Source organism: Vibrio sp. (genome assembly GCF_984391705.1).
Genome location: NZ_CFHWOM010000043.1, coordinates 1 through 17,915 on the forward strand (window position 1 = coordinate 1; position 17,915 = coordinate 17,915).

Genomic DNA, 17,915 nt, shown 5'->3' on the forward strand with positions numbered 1-17,915 from the left:
CCGTAACCGTGGTGGCGATCACCGTGGTAACTACCGTGGCGAACGTGGCCATGGTCGTGGTAGCCGCAACGAAGGTTAATCCTCGAATACAAAAGAAAAGGGTACGCAATGCGTACCCTTTTTTTATCTGTAAAAAACACTTTAAACCAAAGTGTTCACAGCGCGTTAAAACTAGCTATTCTTACCAAAAATATACTTATCCATCATCGCAACCATGCGGCCGATTTCCGGTTTGGTAATCGTGTCGTTTGCACCTAGGGCTAAAGCCTTCGCGCGGTTATCGTCACTCATCAATGAAGAGAACATCACAATCGGCATATTAGTGTACGCTTCACTGTCACGTAGACGCTTAACTAAGTGCATACCATCCATACGTGGCATCTCAACGTCCGTTACGACACCGTCAATAAGCTCGCTGACAGGGAGACCTTCTTCTTTAGCTACTTCGATAAGATTCATCAGCTTTTCGTGCGCTTCACCACCATCTTTACAAGCAATGATGTTGTAGCCAGCCGAACTCAGTGTGTCTTGAATCATGGAACGAATAAAAGCTGAATCATCGACAACCATAACCGTCTTAGCATTACGTTTCGTAATCATGCGCTGATTCAAATCAACACTCTTATCAAGAGTGACGTCGTATTTTTCCATGCTCAGCTCAGGGTTGATATCAGCAATGATCTTCTCAAAGTCCAAGATCATAATGAGGTTGCCATCTTTACGTACAACGGCGACTACACAGTCTTGCTCACCAGCTTCAAGGAATTGGCTTGGAGACTCAACGTCATTCCATGAGATACGATGGATACGGCTAATCGAGTCGATAAGGAAACCATTCGTCATGTTATTAAAGTCAGTAACAATAACGAATTTACGAGTAAGATCCTTATTAGTTGGTACACCTAACCATCCAGCTAAATCAACGAGAGGAGTTAGAATGTCACGAGAAGAGAATACCCCGATCATGTGCGGTTGAGCATTAGGGTAGTCTGTCGTTTCAGGAACCTGAATAACCTCTCGAACTTTCGCTACATTGATCCCGTAGTAGCACGTTTTCTTGCTACCATCAGGCATCTGTTTAACCAGATGAAACTCAATTATCTCTAACTCGTTAGTACCACTTTCGGTGAGTATCGTACTACTTGATACACTCATATTTATTTATGCCTACGCTATAACTTTCGGGGTATACATTCTTTGTAACTGCTATTAAGTCATTTGTAAATTCCATTTGCAACAGTTACCTATTGTTGCGGTTAACACAACAACAAATTCTTTTAATCAATAGGTTGCCATTGAGCTGGAGGCGTGAGCTTCCACCTCTCCATTGCCGCTTTTGAGTAGATTGCATTCCCCTGATTTCCGATTTGAATCGGTATATTACGTGCCGATTCACCATTTACTATTTTATTTACAATCGAAGCCGCAGTTACCCCTTGGCTACGACCAAATAACACCACACCACCAGCCGCTTTATCTTCCCCAACCGCAAAATCCCAGAACGCAAATACTGGCAATTCCGAATGATGGTGAGTCCAGCTTATTATTTCTTCAGAAGAGACGTTGTGCCCGTCATTATCAACTAGGGTTTGGTACAAGCCTACTATCACAACAGAAAATCCTTCATCAGGCGCTGAGAGAATGAATTGGTGCCATTGCTGCTTACTCTCAGCAGCAACGATCTCTACCTCTACACCTAAGTTTTCCTTTATTAGTGAATACTGTCTCTGAATATATTGGCGTGCGATGGTCGATGTGATCCCACTGTCGAACATGATGCGCACTTTCATGTCTTGATTGGGCAGAATTTTCTTCAACTCTCCGAGTGTCTTAACAAACAGTGGCCGCTCTAAGACGCCGGTAATTTGCGCTCGGCCACGATAGTTGTTGAGAACTTGCCTTGGATTGGAATTGATACCCAGAAATACAACAGAAATCGGCTCATTAAATACCTTAGGCCACATATATTTCAGCGCGTTGTCGTCGCCTAAAATCACGACATCTGGCTTCACCTCTTGATACTTTTGCCAAGCCAGTTGCGCCATTGCCTCGTATTCACTCGACGCCAAACGTTTAGTGTCCATTTGGAAGGTTTCTAGATCGATATCTTTATGCAAAGTATCGTTTAGTCCCTGGACATAACTTTTGTCCCACTCAAACTCTGAATGATAGCTTTCAATAAGTAGGACCTTAGTCGCCCAAACAGGGCAGGAGAACAGAAACATAATAGCTAGCCAGCGCATGGTCATTCTCCCAGTTAATCAACAATACTTTCAGTTTAGTCAGCAAAACTCTAATTACCCAATCAATTACGCTCACGTTTAAAAAGAGCTAGCTATACTGAACGTTATAGCACTTTCATTGTAGGTTGATATGAGCCGAACGAAACAATTCGAAGAGAGTATTCACAACCCTTTCTACAGTCGCATCGGTCGTCGTATCATCCTTATTATGATTATACTGAGTGGCGCGATTACCTTGAGTACCACTTTGCTTCAACTTTCATGGGACTATAAAGAGCAGTTTAATTCGATTGAACAACGCCAGCTTGAAATTCGAGACGTTCACGCTCCCCTGCTCGCCGCTTCTCTTTGGTCCTTTGATCTCATCGTTCTTCAACAAAGAATCGACGGCCTAGTGAATTTGCCTAGAATCGATTATCTGCGCATAGAATCTGATGGCTACATATTTGAAGCAGGAATAAAGGTGACCGAAAGCGTCGTTGGTTCGAGCTACCCTCTAGTTAACCAAAACCCCGAATCATCTGTATATGAACAAGTGGGTGAAGTCTACGTAGAATCAAACGCTCAAGAAGTCTACGACTATTTAATTCGTCAGTTTATCCAGACTCTGTTAATTAATATGTTCCGTACACTCTTCGTTTGTACGATCGTTTTGTATGTATTCCACCGAAGCCTAAACCAACGCATTTTTTCCATTGCACAGTACCTACGCAAGTACAATCCTCGGCACCCATCGAGTCCCCTTATCCTCCCTCATACCCGCTTGGTGTCAGAAAAAGACGATGAACTCGATTGGCTAGGAGAAGAAACAAACAAAATCACCTCCAATATGTCTGTGCTGTATCAAAACATTCGCGAAGAACAGCTCCGCCTCAATGATTTTGCGTTAGTTTCTTCGGACTGGTTATGGGAAACAGACAATACTGGACGATTGATTTATTGCTCTGACAATATGCAAAAAGTGCTTTCCATCGATGTCACGGCTAAGCCAACCTTTAACAAGGTTGATGCTCTAAAAGAGTGTTTCGATTTACAGCGACATTTATTGCGCCACTCTGATTTTTCCAAGTGTGAGGAAAAAATCACTGTCAACTGCATCACCATCTACCTTATGTTTCAAGGGCGCGCGCACTTTGAAGACGACAAGTTTCTTGGTTTTCGAGGTTCAGCCATTAATATCACCGAGCTGAAGACTACCCAACTTGACCTAGAAGAACTCAATCAAAACCTCGAACACACCGTCGCGATCCGTACGGTAGATTTAAAGCAAAGTATGGAACAATTGCAAAAAGCGCAAGATCAGCTTGTTGAACAGGAAAAGCTAGCTGCACTAGGAGGCTTAGTTGCAGGCGTTGCCCACGAAGTAAATACACCGCTTGGTATTGCGGTAACAGCCACGTCAGTCATTCGTGAAGCAACACAAGAGCTGAACTTGGCCTTCAGTCAACAAACATTAACGAGCCAACAATTTGAGGAGGTAATGAGTCGACTGTCTGATGGTAGCACCATGCTCGAACACAACTTGGAACGCGCGGCTAAACTGATACGAGATTTTAAACAAACCGCCGTTGATCAAGTATCCGAGAGTCGCAGCCAGTTTAATATTGCGCAAGTCCTCGATGCGCTCATTGCCAGCCTTCATCCAGAAACACGAAAAATACCCGTTGCTCCCTTACTTGACGGAGATACCCAGCTTCAGATGAACAGTCTACCAGGAGTGATTACGCAAGTTGTGTCCAATTTGATACTTAACAGTGTGAATCATGCTTTCTCTGAACAGTCTGAGCCCAAAATTCGTATCGCTTATCGTCAAGAGGAAGAAAACATCATTTTCGAATACACCGATAATGGATGTGGGGTAGAGCCCTCACTTCACCATAAAATATTTGAACCATTTTACACGAGCAAACGAGGAAAAGGCGGATCTGGCCTTGGGCTCAATCTGGTGTTTAATTTGGTCACACAGAAACTCAAGGGCCAGCTTGAGTTTGAGTCTGATGTCGGTAAAGGTGTCCGTATGGTACTAACCGTTCCAAAAGATTTGCCTTTCGACACCCAATTTAATTGACCCTTGTATAAGGTAGTTTAGAAAGAGCAAATTTAGTCAGGCAGTGATTTTCGAATATCTAGGAATTGTTGCCAGTTCGCCAACATCAATTCAACCAATTGCGGCTCAAAATGCCGACCGCTTTGTTGAACGATTTCATTTCTTATATCATCATCACTCCAAGGCTGTTTGTAACTACGTTTAGAGCCTAGGGCATCAAATACATCAGCTAACGCAGCAATGCGACCAGAAATTGGAATGTTTTCACCAGACAAACCTTTAGGGTACCCAGTGCCATCCCACTTTTCATGATGACTACCCGCAATTTCTTTTGCCACTACGATTAAGCGTCGTTTAGATTTACTGAGTATGTCGACCCCATAGTCGACGTGCCTTTTCATCTCGTCCCACTCTTCCGCGGTTAACTTGCCCGGCTTGTGTAAGATTGAATCGGGAACCGCGACTTTTCCTACGTCATGAAGTGGAGCTGCCAATTTCAATAGTAGGACTTGGTCTTCATCTAGACCATACAGCTCACCCAGTTTTTCACAGATAAGTGCAACTCTCTGAACATGTGCGCCCGTCTCCTTACTTCGAGCTTCTACCGCATTCGCTAAGTTATACACCAGCTCTTTGGACGTCTCTTTGATATCGATAAGTAAGCTGAGATTTTCAAATGTCAGCCCAATATTGTGCATGTAGATCTCAAGCAGCTGAATATCAAGCTCATTGAGTTCTCGGTTGTAATTCACATACAGAATACTATCGACGCCTTGGTGGTCGTGACCAAACAACACGAAGGCATCACCAAAGTTCTTCGAACGACGCTCATCAATCGCTTCAATGCACCTAGATGCAACCTCTTCAGGAAGCTTATCAAAAGAACACTCACTGTAGCAGTTGACATAGTCTCCAGAGGCGGCAAGAGTCATTGAGCGAGATTCTTCCCCTTGCGGGCGGGGTTTAACAACACAATAAAAAGCCGATTCCTCGAGTTTCAATAATGAGGTTAGCTGCTCTAAGACCGAGCTGGCGTAAGTTTGAAAAGAGGTGGTGTTCTGGACCTTAGCGGATGATTCGATGACTTTCTTAAGGCCGTTCTTTTGCGCCTCAATCAATTTTAAGTCACGATAGGCGCGCAGCATCGAGTATAAAACGGTCTTCAGTTTCTGAGTCGTGAGTTCCGTCTTCTCTTTGTAATCGTCGATTTCATATTCACGAATGACGGTATCTTCGGGAGCCTGCCCTGCCTGACCAGTTCGCAAAACTAAGCGGATAACTCTATTTTGTAGTTCATCGCGTATGAAACGTACTAGATCGAGTCCAGCATGTTCGCTTTCCATCACTACATCAACGAGCGCTAAAGCTAAATCTGGGTGAGACTGACAAAGCGCCCTAGCTTCAGAGCCGGAATAAGCCGACATCAAGTCTAGCTTTTTACCATCGAACTCAAAACCGGAAAGCGCCAAGCGTGTAATTTGATGCATCTGCTCATCGTCGTCCACCAGCAATACTTTCCACGTATCGCGAGCACGCGGTTCAGAAGACTTTAACTGAGGGTCGTTATCCTTCTGAGCGCGATGATCAGCAAACAAGTCCATCATCTACCTAACCTCAACTTTTGTAGCATCTAGTTTAGGTTTAGCACAAGCTCCAACAATCTGCTCGGTTACTTGTTACCCCCTAGCTTATGCACTTTGCTTGTAAACCACGCAGTTACGTCCTTCGCTTTTGCCTTGGTACAGAGCTTCATCTGCTTCTGAAAAGAGATCGTTGTTTTCACTTAGTTGCTCAGCTTTTATTGGACCGATGGCACCCACTGTAATACTGGTATTGATATCGCCTAGTCGTGTTTCAACCGGATGACTCTCTATGGCCTTTCGGATGTTATCGAGATCCATTTCTGACCTAGAGGAATACGGGACCAGACACGTAAACTCCTCCCCTCCCCAACGCACAATTTGACTTCCTGTAGGCGCCGCTGCTTGTAGTCGACTGGCCGTTTCTACCAATACGTCATCGCCGACATCATGCCCGTACCTGTCATTGATTGATTTAAACTTGTCGAGATCAACCACTGCGAGCGTATATAAGCTTTCATTGTCTGCTTGCTCTTTTGCCCACTGCTCGTAATAGCGGCGATTCTTCAATCCTGTCAGAGGATCCGTAGTAGAGATTGCCGACAACTCTCTATTTTTGCGCACATACTGAACTGAACGATAAGCCATAAAGATCAGTGACCCGATGCAAACAACAGACATCAGCAGTAATACTCGATTACGCAGTTTCTGCTTCTCCATCGAAAGCTCGTCTAAACGCGATTGAGCATCGAGTAAGTCACGTTCTTGCATCAGTTGTTTGTTAACAAACTTTTCTTCAACCAAATAGAGTTCACTCTGACGACGGTCGAACAGCAGTTCTTTCTCGTTTTGGTAATAGCGCTTATACATCTCTAGCGCGAGAGTAGCGTTACCTTGCTTGTCATAGGCATCAGACAAAAAACGATACACAGCGATGAGCCAGTTTCTCGCTCCCATTGTTTCGAAAAATTGCTGAGATTCTTGGCCTAATGAGACGGCTTTTTCTATGTCGCCCATGCTTAGCGCAATCTCCGCTTGCAGCAATAAACATTGCGCATGCTCACTTGGAAACGACTCAGATTCCCCTCCCTTTGTACAAGTCCTTGCCGTGTCCAACGCTTGCTTTAAGTTACCTTCTGCTTTCTCTGCGTAAGCAAGAGCCTTCGTTGCAATTAACTTTTGTCGAGTTGGGGAAGCGTCATTCAAGTAACTGAGCAAATTGTTATACGCTATTCGCGCTTCGACAGGCTCATTCAACCGGTAATGTACGTACACAAGATTGCCATACAAGATCAGGGGCACACCGTTCTCAACCAAGTTACTTCGTAAATATGATTCAAGCGAACGATCAAAAAATCGCTTGGCTTGCTGCCACTCTTCAAGCTGAACATAAAGAAAACCCATATTGCTAAGAAGCTTACTGTTATAGATATGTTCAGGGTAGCGCTTGCCTAACTCAATGCCTTTATGGAAATAGTTCTGAGCACTCACGTAATCACTGATTTCATTGTGAAGCGCTCCGGCGGTGTTGTAGATCTTTACTAACAGGTTTTCATATCGAATACGCTTAGCGATCTCTTTCGCTGTTAGGATCTTTTCTAAGCCAAGCTTTGGCTCTCCGTGCTTAGCATGCTCGATACTTTGCTCAACTAATGCGCTGGCTAAGACCCACTCTATGTTTTCTTTTTCAGCAAGGTCTAACATCAATTGATTGTAATACGTAACTTTTTCATTGTTTTGCATATGCAATGACACATTCACCATGATCATGTATCGATACGCGGTTTCGATCGGTTCTTCCATACGCCAAAGCTGAGAATGCTGAATGTTCAGTCGAGCCATTGCCTGTTTAGGTTTACTTCGTGAAAGATCTCGCAACTCCACCAGCTCGCGGCCGTAGTCGGTTTTAGCCACAAATGTATCGGGTTCAAATGGCTCAGAAACAAAGGGCGCTTGCTCGCTACCAGAGAATGGCCGAAAGAGGTAAATAGATAGGAAAAAGAAGGCAACTATCGCAATCGACAACAGTTTAAAGAATCTATACACAGTCGCTATTTTATAATTACAGAACGAGAGCCTGTAATTATAAAACAGACCAAGATGAACAACAATACGTCGTACTTATTAATAACAAACTTGTTGAACTGTAGCTCGCTCAACTAACGTAGGTTCAAGCTGTACAATTTGAGCATCACTGCTGTGACCATCTAACTTATTCAACAACGCTTCTACAGCGGCTTTACCCAAACGGTATTTAGGTTGATGAATGGTAGTCAACGATGGCGTCATAAACTTTGATATTTGAATATCATCATAGCCAATAATGGAAAGATCCTCCGGAATGCGAACTCCCTTTTCATTAGCCGCATTGATAACACCCATCGCCATCATGTCATTTGAAACAAACAATGCGCTAGGCAGTTTGCCTTTTTCGTACATCTTGTTGAATGCACTGTAGCCCCCTTCACATTCAAAATCCGACTCGATGATCCAGTTTGGATTGAAGTCTAGTTGAGCTTCGTTAAGGGCTCGCTTGTAACCTTCGTAACGCATTTGAGCTTGGTGTTTTACCAAAGGCCCTGTAATGCAACCAATGTCTTTATGACCAGCTTCAATAAGGTGCTTGGCGGCTATGTAGCCACCTCGTAGAGAATTATCTTGAATCTTGTCACTGGTAAACAGCATTGGGCCCCAATCCATCACTACGACAGGAATGTCCGGGTACTTCTCAAAGACATCAATTCGCTCACCTTCAAGAGATGAGCACATCAAAATCAAGCCATCGACCCGTTTCTGCAATAAGGTATTGATGGATTCGCGCATACGCTCATTGTCACCTTCCGTGTTACACAGAATCAGGTTGTACCCTTGCTGGTAACAGCTACGCTCCACACCTTTTACAACTTCACCAAAAAATGGGTTAGTCGAAGTGGTCACGAGCATACCAATGGTTTTGGTTCTGTTGACTTTAAGGCTTCGAGCTAATGCGGAAGGTGTGTAGTTGAGTTGTTTTGCTGCATTGTTCACCCGCTCTGAGATCTCTTCACTGACAAAGCGGGATTTATTGATTACATGGCTCACCGTAGACGTAGAAACACCCGCAAGTTTGGCAATGTCTTTCATTGTAGCCATGTAATACTCTCCGTGGTTGGCTTGGGCAGTTGGCCCTAATTAATTGCGCTCAGCGAGAAATGCATCGACCTCTTCACGAGTTGGAATTGAGGTCTGCGCGCCAAATCTTGTAACAGAGATTGCAGCCGCAGCATGAGCAAACTTGATGGCTGATTCTAGAGGTAAATCTTCCAATAGACCAGTGACCAATGCCCCATTAAACGTATCGCCAGCAGCCGTAGTATCGGTAGCCTCTACTTTAAAGCCCGGAATCAACTCTCCACGGCCATTTTGGCTCAACCATACTCCTTTCGCACCAAGAGTAATCATTACGATCTCGATGCCCTTACCATGAAGTGCATTCGCCGCTTCTTGTGCAGTTTCATTATCGCTAACCGTAATACCTGTCAGCACTTCCGCTTCTGTTTCATTGGGTGTAATCACATCAACGCAAGCCAGCAGCTCATCAGACAGCTCACGAGCTGGCGCAGGATTTAAGATAACGTTGGTTTTCGCCTCTTTCGCGACACGCGCAGCCTTTTCAATGCCACACATTGGCGTTTCAAGCTGCATCAATAAGTACTTAGCTTGGCGAATTCGCTCCAGATCAGGTTCAATCGCTTCTGCTGTCAGCTTGGCATTCGCCTCCGCGGAAATACAAATACTGTTTTCACCGCTGTCTGAAACCTGAATCATCGCAATACCTGTCGGGCAATTAGGTTGCATTTTAACACCCATGATATTGATGCTGTCTAATTTGAAGTTTTCGCGGATATTGATACCAAAGGCATCATCACCAACACAGGCAATAAAACCCGTGTCTGCTTTCAAGCGAGCTGCGGCTACTGCTTGATTAGCACCTTTGCCACCCGGGATAACTTGATAATTACGACCATGAAGCGTCTCGCCAGGGCGAGGGAAAGAAGGCACTTGAAGAACATGGTCAGCGTTAACACTACCTAAAACCACTAACTTATTCATACGGTTATCCTCGACTCAATGGAGTCTTTTATACATTTTGAACAGGAGTAATAAGTTTGCGCTCTCTTTGATAATCTCGTTAAAGCGCAAACTTATTTGCCCTCCTCTCCTCTACGACAGATAAAAGAGAAGAGAAAGGCGAAATATATTACTTAGCGATCACTTTCAAAGGTACAGGAATGTACGCTTCTACTGACGCACCTTTAAGTACTTTGTCTGCAGTTTCGATACCTAATGAACCAATTAGATCAGGCTGCTGTGCAACTGTTGCTGCTAGTTTTCCACGGTTAACCGCAGCGATGCCGTCGTCTGTGCCATCGAAACCGACGATCATTACGTCTTTACCTGAAGCCTGCACTGCACGCATCGCACCCAGTGCCATTTCATCGTTCTGTGCAAACACAGCTTGAACATCTGGGTTCGCTGCAAGCAAGTTTTCCATTACGTTCAGACCTTTCGTACGGTCAAAATCAGCAGGTTGGCTTGCAAGCAGATCCATTTGGCTGCCTTTTACTGCATTCATGAAACCTTCACCACGCTCACGAGCCGCTGATGTTCCAGCAATACCTTCTAGTTGGATAACTTTCGCTTTTTCACCCACTTTTTCCATGATGTAGTGACCCGCCATCTCGCCGCCGACCACGTTATCTGAAGCAATGTGACTCACTACTTCACCACGGCTTGCACCACGGTCTAACGTCAATACTGGGATGTTCGAACGGTTCGCCATACGAATCGCATTAGAAACGGCATCAGAATCTGTAGGGTTGATCAGAATCGCTTTCACGCCACGAATAGTTAGATCTTCCACGTTTGAAAGCTCTTTACTCGGGTCGTTTTGCGAATCTAGAACAATTAGGTCATAGCCAAGCTCTTTCGCTTTCGCTTCAGCACCATCTTTCATTGTGACAAAGAATGGGTTGTTCAGCGTAGACAGTACGATAGCCATCGTATCTTGAGCCTGTGCTGAAACAGAAACGGTTGATGAAAGAAGTGCGGCAGAGATAAGCGTTGCTAATTTTTTCATTGTGTTGGTCCTTGTGTAGGGTGTGATGCTTAGAGCATTCTTTTAGTTGCATCCACTAATTAACGTGAATTTCAATCGTTACCGTTATTGTTAAAGCAATACTTAATGTGCCTAACGCTAGTAGTAACTTTAAATAAGTGAGTTTCATAACAATCCCTTTTAGTTATCAGTAGCTAGGTTCTCCCTAGCTACTGATAACTAGGGATTACTTGTTCTTGTTATCGACCAGTACCGCAAGAAGGATAACGACTGCTTTTGCGATCATTTGGTAGTAGGAAGATACGTCCAGTAGGTTTAGAGCGTTATTTAGGAAGCCAATGATTAGAGCACCGATTAATGTACCCATAATGCGACCTTTACCCCCCATTAAGCTCGTGCCACCCAATACAACCGCTGCGATGGCATCTAGCTCATAACCCATACCTGCGGTTGGCTGCGCGGAAGAAAGTCGAGAGGTAATGATGATGCCCGCAAGTGCAGCTAGCAGACCACAAATTGCGTAGACGCCAATTTTCACTCGATCCACATCAATACCTGAAAGACGTGTCGCTGATTCATTCCCACCTAGTGCATAGACATAACGACCAAAGCGTGTGTGATTAAGTAGGAACCAAGCGGCAGCAAATACGATCACCATCAGCCATACTGGCACAGGGATACCCAACGCGTAGCCAGTACCAAACCACGCAAACGCATCAGCCGTGTCAGTAAAACCTGTAGAGATAGGTCGACCGTCGGTGTACACCATGGTGACACCGCGAAGCAATGTCATTGTTACAAGCGTTGCGATAAACGCCTGCACCTTACCTTTGGCAATAATGATTCCACTGATCGCGCCTAGTGCAGCGCCTGCGACAAGCGCCGTCGGCACAGCAATAAGAACTGGTACTTCCATCGCGATTAGGCTTGCGGCAAATGCGCCACAAAGGGCAAGCACAGAGCCTACGCTCAAATCGATACCCGCCGTCAAAATAACCAACGTCATACCAACCGCAATAATCGCGTTCACAGACGTTTGACGAAGGATGTTAAGAATATTGTCTACGGTGAAAAAGTTAGGGTTAAGGAACGATACGACAACAATCAAGAATAGTAGGGCAATCAGTGACTTTTGCTCAATAAGCCACTCCTTACTCAATAGCTTTTTACCGCTTGTTTCATTTGGTTTGCTCATGGTATTGGTACTCATACTGCTTCCTCGATAATCTTTTTGCCAACGGCACATGCTAGTAATTTTTCTTGGTCTGCATCTTTTGCGTCAAATTCACCGCTAATGCGACCTTCATGCATCACCATGATGCGATCACTCATACCCAGAACTTCTGGCATCTCAGAAGAGACAAGAATGATGCTCATGCCGTCTGCTTTAAACTTGTTAATAAGCTGGTAGATCTCTTTTTTCGCACCAACATCAACGCCACGAGTTGGTTCATCAAGGATCAGTACGTTTGGTTTGGTCATCAGCCCCTTAGCAATCGCAACTTTTTGCTGGTTGCCACCCGAAAGGTTACCGATGATTTGGTCACGAGTTGGAGTTTTGATATTGAACAGCTTGATGAAGTCTTCTACCGCCATCACCTCTTCACTGTGTTGGATACGCCCGCCTTGGGTTAACTTATCCAGTGAACAAAGTGACATGTTCTCTTTCACGGATAAGCCAAGTACTAAGCCATCGCCTTTGCGATCCTCTGAGATGTAAGCAATACCATTCGCGAGGCCATCTTGGGGACTCACAGGGTTAATGGTTTTGTTGTTGAGGTTAATCACCCCACGCTCACTCGGTAACGCTCCATAGATAACTTTCATTAGCTCAGTACGACCTGCGCCCATTAAGCCCGAAACACCCAGGATTTCACCACGTTTAAGGGTAAAGCTAACGTCATGAACGCCAGAACCAGTTAGGCCAATGACTTCCAAACAAGTATCGCCGTGCTGAACATCGATGCGCGGGTACTGCTCATCTAGTTTACGGCCAACCATCATTTCAATCAGGCCATCTTCGTCGGTATCGCAGACTTGGCACTCTCCGATAAACTTGCCATCGCGCAGTACGGTAATGTCATCGCAAATCTCAAAGATCTCTTTCAGGCGATGAGAAATATAAACGATGCCACAATCCTGATCGCGCAATTCGTTAATCACCTTGAACAAAGATTCGGTTTCAGTATCAGTCAGCGCGTCTGTCGGTTCATCCATAATGATGACCTTAGACTCAAACGAAAGTGCTTTAGCAATTTCAACCATTTGTTGCTCACCCAAACTTAAATCGCCAAGCAGGGTTTTCGAGCTGTGTTTTACATTCAGGCGAGCAAGCAACTTGTCCGCTTCTGCGTACATTTTGTCCCACTGAATGCGGCCAAACGCACCAGTAAATTCACGACCTAAAAAGATGTTCTCGGCAATAGTGAGCTCTGGAATTAAGTTCAGCTCTTGGTGGATAATGCTAATACCCGCCTCTTGAGAATCTCTTGGGCCTTTAAACGCGGCGGCTTGCTCTTGGTAATAAATAGAGCCCGCATCTTTGCTGTAGATACCAGTCAAAACCTTCATTAGCGTCGACTTACCAGCACCATTCTCGCCCATTAGCGCCATAACGCGTCCTGGGTATACATTAAGGCTCGCTTTGTCGAGAGCCTTAACGCCTGGAAACGCTTTTTCAATCTCGCTGAGCTGTAAGATGGCTTGAGTCATAATCTGTCCTCAATCGTTCGGGGGTTAAAAAACCACGCCAGCTTGGAAAATGACGTTTGCATACGGAGTGCATTCACCAGTCCGCACAACAGCTCTGCTTGAAGATGTGCGTACTTTGAACTCTTCATGCGGCACATAAGACACAGAGATGCGCTTACCTGTCGTTTCTTGTTCAGCCGAGATCTCAGCCATCAGAGCGTCATGATGAGAAGGACTCACATCTTTAAATTCACTGGCAATGATCACACCTTCAATTTGAGACTCGCTCATGATCACTCTCACCGTTTCAAGAAAACTTGGCACACCATGAGTTAGAGCTAAATCAATGCGCTGAACTTCATCAGGAATCGGTAAACCTGCATCACAGATGGTGATTTCATCTGTATGTCCCAGTGTTGCCACTAGGTAAGAAAGTTCAGAGTTAATCAGGGTACTTTTTTTCATCTCATCGACCTATCGAATACACATTCAAACAACTTTGAGCTTCAATTTCACATGGAATTATTATTGATAGAAAACTCATCGAAACGTTTCGATGAAATACTAATACCTAGATTTATAATTACGAGACCACTATCAAGAGAGTGTGAATCAGATCCTCTTTAATGAATAAGAACATCAACACAAGGTGACACAGCTCACCCATCGAAACGTTTCGATATTGGTTTTTTTGTCATTATTAACCGTATTCCTACACACATGCTGAGCATTTTTCTGTATAGTTGCGCCAGATAAATTTAGGATGATGATATGAAAAAGCTACCACTCGTTTTGTTCGCCTTGTTCGCTCTATCTGCATGTAAAGATGAGGTCGGGACCCAAAATTGGTGTGACCACAAAGCTGAAGCACCTAAAAGTGAATGGAGTGCTCAAGATGCTCTCGATTACGCTAAACACTGTGTGCTACAGGACGCCGTAGGCAGTGAATCATGGTGTGAAGAAATGGGCGATAAACCCAAAGGTGATTGGAGTGCAAACGAAGCGAATAACTTCGCAACACACTGTATTATCTAAAGTTAGGCTCTTGACCCGTTAAGTCAAAAACCGATAGTCTAGTTACAATAAAAACCCATCAACAAGGATGTAATGATGAAAAAATTAACTGCCCTTATTTTCCTAGCGATGTCGCTAACAGCGTGTACTGAAGTTGGCAGCGAAGCCTGGTGTAATGACTTAAAAGAGAAACCCAAAGGTGACTGGAGTGCTAACGAAGCAAAAGATTTTGCAAAGCACTGTATTTTATAACCAAAAAGAGCAGCGTTAAGCTGCTCTTTTTCTTTCCTTAGCTTCTAAGCTCTCTCTTCCAGCGCTATGTTGTTATTTGCCCACAACAGTGCCTGGAGGCGGTTCTTAGCGTTTATTTTCTTGAAGATATTGTGTAGGTGCGTTTTAACGGTGTTCTCACTCACAAACAGCTCATCGGCGATTTGCAAATTGGAAGCGCCATGCCCCAATAAACGCATGATTTCTTTTTCACGCTTAGTTAAATTGGCATAAGCTTGGGACGTAGTAACGGTATTAGCACAGCGGAAGTATTCGATATAGTCCTGAGCAACTTTGCGTGATAGCCACATCTCGTCATTCATTATCTTGTCCATACCTTTCAGCAGAAGCGAGATGTCGTCTTCTACGTAAAACACTCCCACTAAGTTGCGCCACTTGAACAGTTGAGTCGACGTTGCATCTTGAGGGCAATTAATGACAATTTCTTTTACCGCCGCTTCATTACTCGCTTTTATCTGGCTATATTCGTTGAATCGTTCGTCGTCTAGGTATTGAAAATCGAACAAAACAAAATCACCCAGTAAACGACCATCTCCGTTGTAAGCTTGCAAATCATCGACTGAGACGATATTGACTGTTAGCTGAAGCCCTCTTTCCAACGAATCCTTAAATAAATTCGATTGCATGCTCACATCAGACAAAAGTGTGATTTGGTAGTTTTTACTTTCTGTCATTGAGGAATTCTCCAGCTCCGCTCATTAGATAACTTAAAACTATCGTTTAGATACAAATAGTCAACATCACAGGTCTTACAATCGCGACACCTAACAGGACAATTACGTTACATTTCAAAAGGATATTTTAAAATCTCATTTTTGAGAATGGTGATTTATACTTCGAATCGCTCTTTTTTTGAATTATAAACACGATAAAACATCATAATTAGCATGATCACAAATGCGTTCAGAGAAATGCCACCTCCGCTTTGTGAACTCATTGATTCAATGGGGTTTTCTACTGGACTACTATCATTTTCGTTTCTTACTAAGGTTCTAACACCGTTTTCATAAGCAATATATGCTTTAGGGATCTCCTGACCATTTAATACCCTTTCTATCCAAGCCTGATAATCAAACACATCCGTGAATACTGAAGTCACATTGTAACGGGTATCCCCGCAAACAATCGGCCCGAAACTCGTGATCCCTACCTGTATATAATCTACGCCATTGTAATAGTACACTGGACCACCAGAATCACCGGAGCACGTAGAGTTTTGGTAACCGTCTTCCTCTGCGCCTCCAAAGCAAAGTTGTTTGCTCGTTATCGCACTACCAATTTCGGCTTGGCACGCTCCTGTAGATACGAGCTCAAGGCTAGTTTCCAATAGCTCGGTGTCCCCTGGTTGGTTACCTTCGATGTACCCATGACCTACAGCAACAAATTCTGCGTTATTTGGATAACTATCATTGAGTTGTGTGTTTAATAAGCTTCGCAGATTACCGACCTGAAGTGGGCTTTCAAGCTTCAAAATCGCAATATCATCGCGCCATAAATCGACTGAAGAATCGGAGTAGGTGTCTGGATAATAGTATTCGGCAACACGAGCTTGAGGGTGATTTAAAAACTGGTCTTCATCCTCTAACTGAGGGGCAACAACGGTGTATAACATGGTAGAGTCTTGATCATATATACAATGCGCCGCAGTTAATACATGCTCATCATCAATCATGGTCGCACCGCAAAAACTGTTAGTACTATAAAGGGTTTCGCTGCGAAAGAAGAGACTGGCAAAGGAGGGATAGTTGCTAATGTTGGCTGTCGAACCGTTGACAATATAGGGCTCAACTTCAAACGAATGTGACAGTGGACTCGCGAAGATGACTGCAATGCTAAAAATTCGCCATGACATAAACATCCCCTCTAAACGTAAGCCTCACTCTTTAGTTTAGTTTACGAATAGAGGGATGATTGGTTCAAAGCGTCTACTAAGCGCGTTTCTTTCTCAGTGAGAGCAAACCTAATGCAAACACTGATAACCAACCCAGTGATCCACCACCACTGCTGCTGCCTGCATCGACATGCTCACTTGATGCCTTAACTTGCGACGTCGCATTTTCAACAAGTTGACGAGTTGAGCCTTGAGTTACAACATGATACTTAGGTACTTCGCCACCATTGATCACACTGTTGATCCAAGTTTCGTAATGATATACATCGGTAAATGCTGAAGTAGCTGGTTCTGTTCTATCGCCACATTCCTCTGGCCCAAAACTTGTGATGCCCACCTGAATGTAACCAATATTAGTACCGAAGTCGGCATATACTGGCCCACCGGAGTCACCGTTACATGTCGAGTTTTTATAGTTGCCGATCAATTCACCGTCGAAGCACAATTGCCCATCAGTTGTTCCACAACTGGCATCCCCAATCAACGTCAAATCGGTTTCTAGTAGGATGCCATCAGAATCAACATTACCGTTAACTAAGCCATGACCAATTGCCATGTATCCATTTGTTTGGGACAAGGTGGCTTTACTGCGGTCAAAGTTTAGGCGATTAACATAATTTGGAGAGCCGGACAGCGAGCGAGAGACCTTAATAATCGCTATATCGTTTGGCCACCTTAGGGCTGAAGAGTCTACATAATTATCTGGATAATAAAATTCCTCAGCGCGCACTGACTCGTACTGACCATTCAAGTAGCCCTCTTCATTGGTGACCTTAGGGACAATCCATGTGTGTAACATGGTGTCATAGTCGCTATAAATGCAGTGTGCCGCTGTCAGAATGTAGTTTTCATTAATGACCGTCGAACCACAGTAGTTGCCATAGTATCTACCGTTATCGAAATAGAGACTTGAAAAAGATGGGTAGTCATTAATGTCAGCTGGAGACCCATTGACAATATAAGGGGTCGGCTCAAATGCATACACAGCAGATGAGGCTAAAATAGGCAAAATTAGTGCGAGCCTTTTCATACGATTGTCCTTTATAAGTTTACTTAGCCA

16 protein-coding genes are annotated in these 17,915 nt (G+C 44.1%); 3 read left to right on the forward strand and 13 right to left on the reverse strand.

Annotated elements, in window-relative coordinates:
• Window positions 1–171: 171 nt before the first annotated feature.
• Together AC4MRV_RS16910 and AC4MRV_RS16915 are read right to left on the reverse strand one after the other, a co-directional pair.
• Window positions 172–1,155 (reverse strand): chemotaxis protein, encoded by a 984-nt coding sequence (locus AC4MRV_RS16910; RefSeq protein ID WP_491188497.1) that lies wholly within the window; start codon window positions 1,153–1,155, stop codon window positions 172–174.
• 122 nt (window positions 1,156–1,277) lie between these two features.
• Window positions 1,278–2,243 carry an ABC transporter substrate-binding protein gene (locus tag AC4MRV_RS16915; protein ID WP_491188498.1) on the reverse strand — a complete coding sequence of 322 codons (966 nt, stop codon included), beginning with the start codon at window positions 2,241–2,243 and terminating at the stop codon, window positions 1,278–1,280.
• A 130-nt stretch (window positions 2,244–2,373) separates the two neighbouring features.
• Here AC4MRV_RS16915 and AC4MRV_RS16920 point away from each other — a divergent pair, with 130 nt between their 5' ends.
• Window positions 2,374–4,311 carry a PAS domain-containing sensor histidine kinase gene (locus AC4MRV_RS16920; RefSeq protein ID WP_491188499.1) on the forward strand — a complete coding sequence of 646 codons (1,938 nt, stop codon included), beginning with the start codon at window positions 2,374–2,376 and terminating at the stop codon, window positions 4,309–4,311.
• Between the two features lie 32 nt (window positions 4,312–4,343).
• Here AC4MRV_RS16920 and AC4MRV_RS16925 read toward each other — a convergent pair whose 3' ends face one another.
• The 8 genes from AC4MRV_RS16925 to rbsD all read right to left on the reverse strand — a co-directional run bounded on the left by AC4MRV_RS16925 (window position 4,344) and on the right by rbsD (window position 14,124).
• Window positions 4,344–5,891, reverse strand: coding sequence for a DUF3369 domain-containing protein (locus AC4MRV_RS16925; RefSeq protein ID WP_491188517.1), 1,548 nt, complete (start codon window positions 5,889–5,891; stop codon window positions 4,344–4,346).
• An 87-nt stretch (window positions 5,892–5,978) separates the two neighbouring features.
• Entirely contained in the window at window positions 5,979–7,916 is a 1,938-nt protein-coding gene (locus tag AC4MRV_RS16930; protein WP_491188500.1) for a tetratricopeptide repeat-containing diguanylate cyclase, read from the reverse strand.
• A 78-nt stretch (window positions 7,917–7,994) separates the two neighbouring features.
• Window positions 7,995–9,002 (reverse strand): substrate-binding domain-containing protein, encoded by a 1,008-nt coding sequence (locus AC4MRV_RS16935; protein ID WP_491188501.1) that lies wholly within the window; start codon window positions 9,000–9,002, stop codon window positions 7,995–7,997.
• Window positions 9,003–9,041: 39 nt separating this feature from the next.
• Window positions 9,042–9,962 carry a ribokinase gene (gene rbsK, locus AC4MRV_RS16940; protein WP_491188502.1) on the reverse strand — a complete coding sequence of 307 codons (921 nt, stop codon included), beginning with the start codon at window positions 9,960–9,962 and terminating at the stop codon, window positions 9,042–9,044.
• 148 nt (window positions 9,963–10,110) lie between these two features.
• Window positions 10,111–10,989 (reverse strand): ribose ABC transporter substrate-binding protein RbsB, encoded by an 879-nt coding sequence (rbsB, locus tag AC4MRV_RS16945; RefSeq protein ID WP_491188503.1) that lies wholly within the window; start codon window positions 10,987–10,989, stop codon window positions 10,111–10,113.
• A gap of 205 nt (window positions 10,990–11,194) precedes the next feature.
• Entirely contained in the window at window positions 11,195–12,178 is a 984-nt protein-coding gene (gene rbsC, locus AC4MRV_RS16950) for a ribose ABC transporter permease (protein ID WP_491188504.1), read from the reverse strand.
• A complete protein-coding gene (gene rbsA / locus AC4MRV_RS16955) occupies window positions 12,175–13,680 on the reverse strand; it encodes a ribose ABC transporter ATP-binding protein RbsA (RefSeq protein ID WP_491188505.1) in 1,506 nt (501 codons plus the stop codon). Before rbsA ends, rbsC begins: the two co-directional genes overlap by 4 nt.
• Window positions 13,681–13,704: 24 nt before the next feature.
• On the reverse strand, window positions 13,705–14,124 hold the full coding sequence (gene rbsD / locus AC4MRV_RS16960) for a D-ribose pyranase (RefSeq protein ID WP_491188506.1): 420 nt from the start codon (window positions 14,122–14,124) through the stop codon (window positions 13,705–13,707).
• A 306-nt stretch (window positions 14,125–14,430) separates the two neighbouring features.
• Between rbsD and AC4MRV_RS16965 the strand changes: the two genes are divergently transcribed.
• Window positions 14,431–14,694 carry a DUF3012 domain-containing protein gene (locus AC4MRV_RS16965; RefSeq protein ID WP_491188507.1) on the forward strand — a complete coding sequence of 88 codons (264 nt, stop codon included), beginning with the start codon at window positions 14,431–14,433 and terminating at the stop codon, window positions 14,692–14,694.
• A 75-nt stretch (window positions 14,695–14,769) separates the two neighbouring features.
• Window positions 14,770–14,925 (forward strand): DUF3012 domain-containing protein, encoded by a 156-nt coding sequence (locus AC4MRV_RS16970; RefSeq protein WP_491188508.1) that lies wholly within the window; start codon window positions 14,770–14,772, stop codon window positions 14,923–14,925.
• A gap of 44 nt (window positions 14,926–14,969) precedes the next feature.
• Here AC4MRV_RS16970 and AC4MRV_RS16975 read toward each other — a convergent pair whose 3' ends face one another.
• The 3 genes from AC4MRV_RS16975 to AC4MRV_RS16985 all read right to left on the reverse strand — a co-directional run bounded on the left by AC4MRV_RS16975 (window position 14,970) and on the right by AC4MRV_RS16985 (window position 17,885).
• Window positions 14,970–15,638: a LuxR C-terminal-related transcriptional regulator gene (locus tag AC4MRV_RS16975; protein ID WP_491188509.1), complete on the reverse strand. Its 669-nt coding sequence runs from the start codon at window positions 15,636–15,638 to the stop codon at window positions 14,970–14,972.
• Window positions 15,639–15,793: 155 nt separating this feature from the next.
• Complete coding sequence (locus AC4MRV_RS16980; protein WP_491188510.1) at window positions 15,794–16,816, reverse strand: S1 family peptidase; 1,023 nt, start codon at window positions 16,814–16,816, stop codon at window positions 15,794–15,796.
• 76 nt (window positions 16,817–16,892) lie between these two features.
• Window positions 16,893–17,885 (reverse strand): S1 family peptidase, encoded by a 993-nt coding sequence (locus tag AC4MRV_RS16985; RefSeq protein WP_491188511.1) that lies wholly within the window; start codon window positions 17,883–17,885, stop codon window positions 16,893–16,895.
• Window positions 17,886–17,915: the final 30 nt, after the last annotated feature.

What these genes read in the sequence shown, in the direction of transcription:
- AC4MRV_RS16970 (WP_491188508.1), top strand. Translation starts at nt 14,770, where the DNA reads ATGAAAAAATTAACTGCCCTTATTTTCCTAGCGATGTCGCTAACAGCG.
- AC4MRV_RS16925 (WP_491188517.1), bottom strand. Translation starts at nt 5,891, where the DNA reads ATGGACTTGTTTGCTGATCATCGCGCTCAGAAGGATAACGACCCTCAG.
- rbsA (WP_491188505.1), bottom strand. Translation starts at nt 13,680, where the DNA reads ATGACTCAAGCCATCTTACAGCTCAGCGAGATTGAAAAAGCGTTTCCA.
- AC4MRV_RS16975 (WP_491188509.1), bottom strand. Translation starts at nt 15,638, where the DNA reads ATGACAGAAAGTAAAAACTACCAAATCACACTTTTGTCTGATGTGAGC.
- AC4MRV_RS16915 (WP_491188498.1), bottom strand. Translation starts at nt 2,243, where the DNA reads ATGCGCTGGCTAGCTATTATGTTTCTGTTCTCCTGCCCTGTTTGGGCG.
- AC4MRV_RS16985 (WP_491188511.1), bottom strand. Translation starts at nt 17,885, where the DNA reads ATGAAAAGGCTCGCACTAATTTTGCCTATTTTAGCCTCATCTGCTGTG.
- rbsC (WP_491188504.1), bottom strand. Translation starts at nt 12,178, where the DNA reads ATGAGTACCAATACCATGAGCAAACCAAATGAAACAAGCGGTAAAAAG.
- AC4MRV_RS16920 (WP_491188499.1), top strand. Translation starts at nt 2,374, where the DNA reads ATGAGCCGAACGAAACAATTCGAAGAGAGTATTCACAACCCTTTCTAC.
- AC4MRV_RS16935 (WP_491188501.1), bottom strand. Translation starts at nt 9,002, where the DNA reads ATGGCTACAATGAAAGACATTGCCAAACTTGCGGGTGTTTCTACGTCT.
- rbsK (WP_491188502.1), bottom strand. Translation starts at nt 9,962, where the DNA reads ATGAATAAGTTAGTGGTTTTAGGTAGTGTTAACGCTGACCATGTTCTT.
- AC4MRV_RS16980 (WP_491188510.1), bottom strand. Translation starts at nt 16,816, where the DNA reads ATGTCATGGCGAATTTTTAGCATTGCAGTCATCTTCGCGAGTCCACTG.
- rbsD (WP_491188506.1), bottom strand. Translation starts at nt 14,124, where the DNA reads ATGAAAAAAAGTACCCTGATTAACTCTGAACTTTCTTACCTAGTGGCA.
- AC4MRV_RS16965 (WP_491188507.1), top strand. Translation starts at nt 14,431, where the DNA reads ATGAAAAAGCTACCACTCGTTTTGTTCGCCTTGTTCGCTCTATCTGCA.
- rbsB (WP_491188503.1), bottom strand. Translation starts at nt 10,989, where the DNA reads ATGAAAAAATTAGCAACGCTTATCTCTGCCGCACTTCTTTCATCAACC.
- AC4MRV_RS16910 (WP_491188497.1), bottom strand. Translation starts at nt 1,155, where the DNA reads ATGAGTGTATCAAGTAGTACGATACTCACCGAAAGTGGTACTAACGAG.